We start from the raw sequence: 9,399 nt of genomic DNA on the forward strand, positions 1-9,399 counted from the left end.
TAATAGAGCAATCATTGAATGAAATTTTGTTGTTACCCAAAAGAGGGTTGCATTGTATTTACATAAAAAATCCAATCAATATCACCTTGTAGCGCAGTTGTTACAACCTAATCTTACAACCTAAGTAATTTGAGCTAAAAACAAAATACACGCATTAAATATCAATAAGATAGAAATAAATTACCCACTATTATTTCCATATAAAAATAATAATTTGCTTTAAAGCAATAAAATCGCAAAAATACGGATATTAAACGAGCACGCAAGTGCTGCCATTTTAAGCAAAATGACATACGCATTTGCAAAACAATCTATAACTTACGAGGTTTTCACCTATTCCTTTGCCGTATCACCTCTTTATTGCTAATAGGAAAAAGTAAACAAGCTTAAAACTTGTTTGATTTAGGCTGCTTATAACTACTGTTCTGTCATTACTATCTTCCATCTCATTTATGTTAGAGTTACGGCAAATATTAAAATAAAAGAAACAACCCAATGAAACGTATTGTCTTATTCAGTCAAAAAAGCTGCTCAAACTGTAAAGATGCTCAACAATATATGGCAAGCAAGGGCTATAACTACCGCTTAGTGGATATAAGTTCCCCAAAAGGAAGAAAGGAATTTAACAGTACAGGCGCACGCTCTGTTCCTGTATTACGTGTGGGTGATCAGGTATTAATTGGCTGGAACATGACTAAGTTTGAGAAAGCATTAAAGTCGAAAGACTAATCTGCTATTTCCCCTCTTGGTTTACCCTTTCTCTATCCGTTTAGATATAAAAAAACCGACAGCGTGTCGGTTTTTATTTCACTCAAGATTAACGAGCTAATACTAGTCGTTGTCGTTTAAGCGGATACCTTCACGCTCAATCACGATCAGACCTTTCTTGTACAAGCCACCAATCGTTTTCTTAAAGGTCGCTTTACTGGTACGGAACACTTGGAAGATCTCGTCTGGGCTAGACTTGTCACTTACAGGAATGAAGCCGCCCTTACGCTCTAGTGACGTTAGGATCTTGTCGGCTAGATCGTCAACACGCTCTTTACCCTTCTTCTGAAGTGATAAGTTGATTTTGCCATCTGGACGAATTTCTTTAATGTAAGCTTTTAGCTCTTTACCGATAAATAGCTTACCAAAAGATTCAGTTTTGAATAATAAGCCCCAGTGCTTACCGTTAACCACTGCCTTGTAACCAAGATCGGTGATTTCAGCGATGATCACTTTAACTTCTTCGCCAACTTTGTAAGTCGCCGGTGTTTTGTCTAGGAAACGGTTGAACTTAGTTGTACCCACGATACGACCCGATGCTTTATCGGTGTAAACGTGAATAACCACTTCTTGGCCTTCTTCTAAACGACGACGTTGTTCGCTAAATGGAATAAGCAAATCTTTGCTTAAACCCCAATCCACGAACGCACCAATGTTAGTTACACCAACAACACGCAGTTTAGCGAAATCACCTACTTTTGCGTAAGGTTCATCCGTTGTTGCGATGATTTCATCGTTTGAATCGAAGTAGATAAATACGTTTAGCTTGTCGCCTAACTCAGTACCTGCTGGAACAGAGTTCTTTGGTAATAGGATATTACCGAAGTCTTCACCACCATCAAGAAATACGCCAAAGTCTACTAGCTTGACGACTTCTAGTGTGTTGTATTGTCCAATTCTAATCATGTATCAGGTACTCTCTGCATAGGCAACAACACGTACAAGGTGTTGCTGGTTCAATATCTTTATCAATCAATTTACTAGCTATGACGATTAATTAACTATATCTAACTAATCAATAAGCTATAATGCACGCATTGTGCTTAGATGGCTGCATTATACGTGATGTTGATTCACAACGCCTGACCTATCTGCATTTATTTGACGATTTTTCATGCTATCAATGCTCAGTTGCATCGTTAACAGTAATATTTATTGCACATATATTCTAAAATTAATAAAAAACACGCTTTTATACCTAGTAACTGCAAGATCCTGTGGAGGACATCGCTAAAGTGATCACTGTCGATAAAAAAGATGGGCATAAACTCAAAATATCCCATGTTATTCAAGAAACAACCAATCGGCAGCTCGATATGTATATCTTCATCCCTGGTGAACTTGGTTTAAACGCCAATATCATCTCTGAAGAAGAGTTCTATCATAGTGCCATTCAAGGAAAGCGTACTTATTTCAGTGATGTAAACCACCTACCACTAGTTCATAGTCGACTCGCCAGCCGTGGCAAACTCTCCATTGAACAGTATCGTTTAAGTTTGAGCTTATATGCTTATCAGTATGCGTTAGCACTTGAGAAAACCACTCAGGACCTGTTGAACCAAAATGGTGATCTTTCGTTTGAAGATATTGAAGAATCAGCCAATATTTCGGTGCGCATTTTAAAGCGTTTACGCCGAAATATTCCAAGTGATAAGAAGCTTCTTAAATACTACGAAAACATTGATAACTACCTATCTTGGTTTACTGAGCAACGCTTTTTACAGCTTGTGGCTCACCTACCTCGTGGTAACGACTACAACGCCATCAAAGCGATGCTATTAGAGATCTGTGAATCAGAATCTCAGCATCGTATAAAGCACAACTATAATTCGGCAAAGGCGATGGAAGATCCAACGCGTATGTCGAACAAGATGCGTTTATTACGTCGTTTGATTGAATACCCTGTCACCATGAGTGAAAAGACCATTGAATTGGGTAAAAGTACACGCAAAATCGTAACCGGTGCAGCAGCGGGTATCGTGATGATTTTCGTGACATTAATGCTGATCAAAGCTCGCGGTATGCTGGGTGACATTACCGCATCCTTTATCCTAGTGTTATCACTGATCTACGCTGCTCGTGAAGTGTTTAAAGACGACTTAAAAAGTATGTTATGGCGTTGGCTGCGTAAAGGTAAAGCCCGTTGGCGTAAGCAGTTCTTCGACGCTAACACCAGTCATTTAATTGGTCGCCAATTGGAATGGCTGGAATACATCAGTTACGACAGCTTACCGCCTGATATTCGTAAAACCCGTAAGCACAAGGTGTCTCATCGTGAAGAAACTATTCTTCATTACAAGAGCACAACCCGTATGTCGCCAACCAAGTTTTTAAGTGGTTATGAACAAACTCGTGAGTCGATCATTTTAGATTTACGTAACGTCGCGGCGTTAATGGAAAAAGGCTCGCAACGTTTGTATCAACTCAATGATGGTCAAGTCACTAAAGAATCCGTTGAAAAACGCCACCTAATTAACCTGATCACCAAAGAAACCGACGAAGATAAAACCGTACGTATTCAACGTTGGAAGATTATCATGAGCCGTTCAAAAATCGTTGATATTGAGCCTATTCTGCCACAAGAAAAGAAATCATCATCGAGCAAGAAAGCGATTGTTGATACCCCACCTCCGGCGAAAACCGCATAGCAAAAAGCTCACCGTTATCTTGTTGTAACGGTGAGCTTTCACCAAAGCCTAATATTTCATTTCTATCATCCAGAAAATACTTGTCTGACACATTTCATTTTTATATTTTCATTAACAAGATAGAAGTTTAAAAAATAATTTTAGTTAATAATTTCAATAACTAATAGATTAAGCATTACTGAATTAACAATTTATATTTATTGATTACGATGCTGATGATAATTCTTTTCAATTACCGCTCATCCACGTATATTTAGCGCAATTCTTTCTCATGATTTATTCATTATTGTGTCAAGTCCCCAAAGCATAAAGGAGCATGCAATGCGTCTACCAATGACGTCGTTACTCATCATTGATCCGCAATATGACTTCTATGATGTTCCAGTTAACGAACAATTCACCTTAGGTTCAGAACAACCAGAAAAGACTATCGCCCCTGCTCTGCCTGTCCCTGGCGCATGGAACGATGCACAAAGACTGGCAAACTTTATCAAAAAACATCAACAGCACATCAATTCAATTGTAGTAACGCTAGATAGTCATAACGAATACGACATTGCTCATGGCATTTATTGGCAGAATCAAGCTGGCGAACACCCAGCACCTTTCACCTTAATTAGCCACCAAGACATTGTTGATGATGTATGGCAACCAACAAAGCCAGAGCTTCGTGATCATGTGCTTGCTTACACCCAATCTCTAGAGCAAGCTGGTAAATACAGCCTTATTATTTGGCCAACCCACTGTGTAATGGGAACAGCAGGGCATAATATTGTTGAACCAATTCAGACTGCGATTCAAAGCTGGGAACAACAGACAAATACGCAACATATCAGTGTTTCAAAAGGCGAAAACCCACACACTGAGCACTATGGTGGCTGTGAAGCAGAATACCCACTTGCTGATGATAAGAATACCCAGTTTGATCCACAACTGGTTGAGTTGGTTAAACAAAACGATCACGTATTGATTTCAGGACAAGCGTTATCACACTGTGTTGCTAGCACTGTTGAGCAAATGGTTGAGAAGTTAACCCAAGATGAGATCAAAAAGCTTACGCTGTTAGTTGATACCACCAGCCCTGTTGCTGGCTTCGAGCAGCAAGCAGAAGCATTTATCGAGAAAATGGCACGGTTAGGTGTACACATCACCAAAACAGAAGACGTTGTTTTTAACTAAATGTTTAGCGAAATAAAAATGTCGTTAGTGGTAATGATTTCCACTAACGACATTTTTTTATTTGCAGAGTGTTTTCAAACTTTCAGGATAGGCAAATACATTGATAGTGCCTTTCGATTTAACGTAGATCCATTTACTCGATGGTGATAATGGTATATACCACTCCGCTCCGCCTTTATGGATACTAATCGATGGCAATGTAGTGAGTTCTCGAATAAAGGGATTATCCTCTTGGTAAATCGCCTTTAATGGTGCCAATTCTCTACGCTCTATTTGTTGATAAAACAGCGCAATATTTTTATCGACTTCTTTTAAATCACAACCATCATTATCTTTATAATGATACGTGACTTTACCAACATGATCTGACTGGTAAATCACATCAGATTTCACATTACAGCCGTAGGTCAGCATCAATAAAAATAATAATGGTGCGCTTGCAGAAAACACTTTCAACATCAGCGCACCTACATTTCGTTATTCAACAACGATGTTATCAATCAATATTGCACTATCATAAATTTCATCACCCTTATCGACTGCCTCAATTTTTAGATTTACACGTTTATTGGCAAGGGCTGAAATATCTAACTGTTCTTTGATCCACTGCGTGTTATAAACACCGCCTTTATCAAACGTCACATCTGATTCAATCAGCGCATCTTTATTCTCACACAATTTATTTACACTGGTTTCAAACCTTGAACAGTTATCAGTACCTGACTCACATAAGGTTAAGGTGAATGAATCATCATAACCCGTATTACAAAACTCTAAAAATTCTTCAGAATAGAACTTCCAATCAAAGCTTAAAGTCGTAACGTTTTTATCAATACATGCTGATTGTTCGATACTACCAAGCTCGGTGGTGTAACCTAAGCCTGTTGATACTACACCAACAAATTTACCATCAAGGGGGGTTGTGCCACCAAGGTTGGTAATAATGCGACCATCGCCTTTTTTCGCCCACGCATTTAATTGACCTTGTTCAAAACTCAGGTTTTCAAATGAACCCGTTGCCAGTTTTAGATCTTTTGCGCCACGCATACGCAGAAATGCTTCATCGTCACTGTTATCACTCTTACCGTGCTTATTCACTGCTGTATCAAAGGCTTGTATAAGGGTTGAGTCATTATCAAGCATGTCTTTAATAATGGCATTGGTGGTATTTTTGGCATAGCTCGATAACACATAATCATCGTAACCAATCACAGCACCTGCGCCTTTAGATAAAAAGACATTGGCTAATGAGTTGTTATAAACAGAGCGACAAGCAGACAGCACCACTAAACTCTTAGGCATAGTTGTAAGATAATGTTCAAAGAACGAAGGAAGAATAATTAACGAACCACCAGCACCAATCGCTAAACGTTTCATGTAAAGATCGCTTTCATAACCTTCTAAGTTATAAGTACCATCTTCATTTTTAGGTAAAACAATCCCAGTATATAAACCAGATACCGATAAATACCCTTTTAAGAAATCACTTGGTCCCCACTTTTCATCCCAGATTTTAAATAATCCATTGAAGTAATTATTACCGTGGGTAGAAAAATGAATATAACCAAAGGTACTGAAATCTTTAAAGCTATCTAGCGATACTCCAACCGTTTCATTATTCACAAACTCACTGTCTGGCGATAATTTACAAGACTGGCTATCTTTAATGGTTTTCCAAACCCCATAGTAATCATCCGTATTAAAGAAGTTATTAAACTCAGATACGTCAGGATTATTGATAAATGGGCTAATGATCACCGCTTTTGAACTTTGAATGCGGTTTGGTTCAGAGACAGAGGAATAAGCCGATGGCTGGTTGTTGATCACATCATCATAATAGCGAGTTTCAAACGACGCTTTCACCACAGGCGTTGGTGCGATAACACCGCCACGACCTGCTGATTTTGAATCTTCAACCAATGGATTATGTAGTCCTAAAATACCGTCTTCATTTACCCACCAAATGCCACCTTCATAGGTATAACCTGCCGCACCCACATCTTTATGAACGTTGAGTTGCTCAACTACCTCTTTTGCAGAAGCATGAATATCTTTACCTTGCGCAAGTTGTTCATCTAGCCAGCTTTCAACGCTGTCTGCAATATCAACTGATTTCGTTACCTGCTCTGAGGTATATTTTTCAGACACCCAAATACAAGCAGGTTCAGATGTATATTCATTACCTTCGCTATCTGACACTTGTGCTTGATAACAGAACTTACCTTCTTTGGTTGGATTAAAAGTAAAAGAGCCTGCATAAATACCATCATCATCGATACCGTCTGCACTTTCATCTAAATTAGTCCCAGCACCGAGCAAGGTGATCTGAGGATCTTTATCATTTGAGGTACCAATCTGAGCATAAACCGTAGCGGCATCTTCATTTAATACAAAAGAACTTTGGCTTAATGTTAACGGCGTAGTGAAGTCCATTGCAGGGTGATAATTGATCGTTGATACGATCTCAACCTGTGCTTCATCCGCCGTTAATGCCATTACCGTGATTTCGTTTTTGCCTTTCTTTAAATCGAGAGTAGCTGACCACATCTCATCAATTTCAGCATTGGTTGATAAACTGGTTGCCCCGTTTGTTACTAGGATCTGTTTAATTTCATGATCAGATACAACATTACCGGTTAGCGTAACGGTTTTTTGATTAGTGACTTTCTTTGTATCACCTAAGCCAACAAAAGAGAGAGATAAAGATTTTTCGGCAGGTTTAGCATAAACACTAATTGAATCGGATGCGGTTTCACCATCGTTATCGGTTACCGTTACGGTGAAGTTAAACACTTCATCATCTTGAATATCAGGCACAGTAAAAATCGCACTGCTGTTCACTTTTTTTAGTTCAACAGCCGTGTTATCACTTGGCGATTGCTGCCAAACAACATCAACGATGTCACCATTAGGATCCAGATGATATGACGAGATAACCACACTCTTATTTGCATAAGTATATATATCATCTGCCGCTTTAGCTTGAGGCTTCGAGTCTCCACCATCGCCACCACCACAGCCAAACATGGCTAATGAGGTACTCAATAAAAGCATGTTCCTTGTGCTAATCATCATGATCCCTTTCAATATTCAATCGGTATAAATGAACGAGGAATCATATTAGTTAGCAACTTACTATTCTATTGAGCGATAGCGTCACTCGATACAGTTCATGCTTAATAATGTAAGTCATGCAAGTACTTAACTATAATCGTTGAGCCACTCTATAATATTCCGTAAACCCATCAGATATGATTGCTATGAAATCCCTAGATCAGCTTGTCTTTAATAATACCTATAGCCAACTTCCACGTTTATTTGGCACCTTTGTTACCCCGCAACCACTGACGAACCCTTATTTAATCAGTGTGAACCCTGATGTCGCTAAACAGTTAGAGCTCGATATTGATCGCCTTAACCATAGCGATTTTATTAATATCTTTAGTGGTAATGACACGCTAGCAGGGTTTGCTCCGATTGCGATGAAATACACAGGGCATCAATTCGGACAATACAACCCAGATTTAGGTGATGGTCGAGGCTTATTATTAGGTGAGGTACAAACCAGCCAAGGTAAAAAGTGGGATTTGCATTTAAAAGGTTCAGGACTGACCCCTTATTCAAGAATGGGTGATGGACGTGCGGTGATCCGTTCAAGTATTCGAGAGTATTTAGCCAGTGCCGCTATGGCAGGTTTAGGCATCCCAACTACTTATGCCCTTGCCGTAATTGGTAGCGACACCCCTGTTTATCGAGAAAAACAAGAGTTCGGTGCGACTCTTATTCGGGTAGCAGAAAGCCATTTACGTTTTGGACACTTTGAATATCTGTTCTATACCCAGCAACATGAACAACTTACATTGCTTGCCGATTATGTAATTCAACATCACTTCCCAGAATTACAACAAGCTGAAAAACCGTATGCTGCGATGTTTGAGCAAATCTGTAGTAACACCGCTGAGATGATTGCCCATTGGCAAGCGGTTGGATTCGCTCACGGCGTGATGAATACCGATAACATGTCTATTTTAGGCCTAACCTTTGATTACGGACCTTATGGATTTTTAGACGATTACAATCCCAGCTTTATTTGTAACCATTCAGATTATTCAGGACGTTATGCGTTTAACCAACAGCCATCAATTGGACTGTGGAACTTATCCGCATTAGGCTATGCCCTAGCACCTATTATTGATAAAGCCGATATAGAACATGGATTGGAAATTTATCAGCATCAGTTACAAATCAGCTATAGCAAGCTAATGCGTAATAAATTGGGGTTATTTGATAGCCAAGAGCAAGATACTGAACTGTTCCAACAGTTATTTGATTTACTGAAACAAAACGGTGTGGATTACACCCTATTCTTCCGCACTCTTTCAACGATTGCGCAAGCAGAATTACCTACCTCAGCAGTGCGCTTTTCAAACCTCACCACAAATACAACTGCCGTCGATAAGTGGCTGCAAGCTTATAAAAAGCGGGTTGAAAATATCGATGATAAACAAAGGTTGGCATTAATGCTCAAAAGTAACCCTAAATACATTCTTCGTAATTATTTAGCCCAACTCGCTATTGATAGCGCAGAGCAAGGTGATTTCACATTAGTGGAGAATCTATTAACAATTTTACATGATCCATTTGATGAACATCCTGAGTTTGAGGATCTTGCTGATCTGCCACCTAAATGGGGTAAAGAACTAGAAATTAGCTGCTCTTCTTAATCATTCCATTATTATTAATTATTTAGTGTTCGCTCTATTAGCTAATTGTGAACACTAAATATTGCTAATACTAATTACTC

7 protein-coding genes are annotated in these 9,399 nt (G+C 39.0%); 4 read left to right on the plus strand and 3 right to left on the minus strand.

Features of this window, described 5'->3' with window-relative positions:
* Positions 1–495: 495 nt before the first annotated feature.
* Positions 496–729, plus strand: coding sequence for a glutaredoxin family protein (locus tag E5A76_RS09715; RefSeq protein ID WP_023932420.1), 234 nt, complete (start codon positions 496–498; stop codon positions 727–729).
* 102 nt (positions 730–831) lie between these two features.
* Here E5A76_RS09715 and E5A76_RS09720 read toward each other — a convergent pair whose 3' ends face one another.
* Positions 832–1,674, minus strand: coding sequence for a CvfB family protein (locus tag E5A76_RS09720; protein ID WP_008986961.1), 843 nt, complete (start codon positions 1,672–1,674; stop codon positions 832–834).
* A gap of 329 nt (positions 1,675–2,003) precedes the next feature.
* Between E5A76_RS09720 and E5A76_RS09725 the strand changes: the two genes are divergently transcribed.
* Together E5A76_RS09725 and E5A76_RS09730 are read left to right on the plus strand one after the other, a co-directional pair.
* The gene (locus E5A76_RS09725; RefSeq protein ID WP_161118809.1) at positions 2,004–3,416 is read left to right on the plus strand and encodes a hypothetical protein; all 1,413 of its coding nucleotides are present in this window, start codon (positions 2,004–2,006) and stop codon (positions 3,414–3,416) included.
* A gap of 321 nt (positions 3,417–3,737) precedes the next feature.
* Entirely contained in the window at positions 3,738–4,595 is an 858-nt protein-coding gene (locus E5A76_RS09730) for a hypothetical protein (protein ID WP_161118805.1), read from the plus strand.
* A 57-nt stretch (positions 4,596–4,652) separates the two neighbouring features.
* Here E5A76_RS09730 and E5A76_RS09735 read toward each other — a convergent pair whose 3' ends face one another.
* Together E5A76_RS09735 and E5A76_RS09740 are read right to left on the minus strand one after the other, a co-directional pair.
* On the minus strand, positions 4,653–5,054 hold the full coding sequence (locus E5A76_RS09735) for a hypothetical protein (RefSeq protein ID WP_161118806.1): 402 nt from the start codon (positions 5,052–5,054) through the stop codon (positions 4,653–4,655).
* Between the two features lie 18 nt (positions 5,055–5,072).
* A complete protein-coding gene (locus E5A76_RS09740) occupies positions 5,073–7,649 on the minus strand; it encodes a PKD domain-containing protein (protein WP_237459091.1) in 2,577 nt (858 codons plus the stop codon).
* Positions 7,650–7,855: 206 nt separating this feature from the next.
* Between E5A76_RS09740 and E5A76_RS09745 the strand changes: the two genes are divergently transcribed.
* Complete coding sequence (locus E5A76_RS09745; protein ID WP_161118808.1) at positions 7,856–9,319, plus strand: protein adenylyltransferase SelO; 1,464 nt, start codon at positions 7,856–7,858, stop codon at positions 9,317–9,319.
* The last annotated feature ends 80 nt before the right edge of the window (positions 9,320–9,399 follow it).

The organism is Photobacterium lucens, assembly GCF_009873615.1.
GTDB lineage: Bacteria > Pseudomonadota > Gammaproteobacteria > Enterobacterales > Vibrionaceae > Photobacterium > Photobacterium lucens.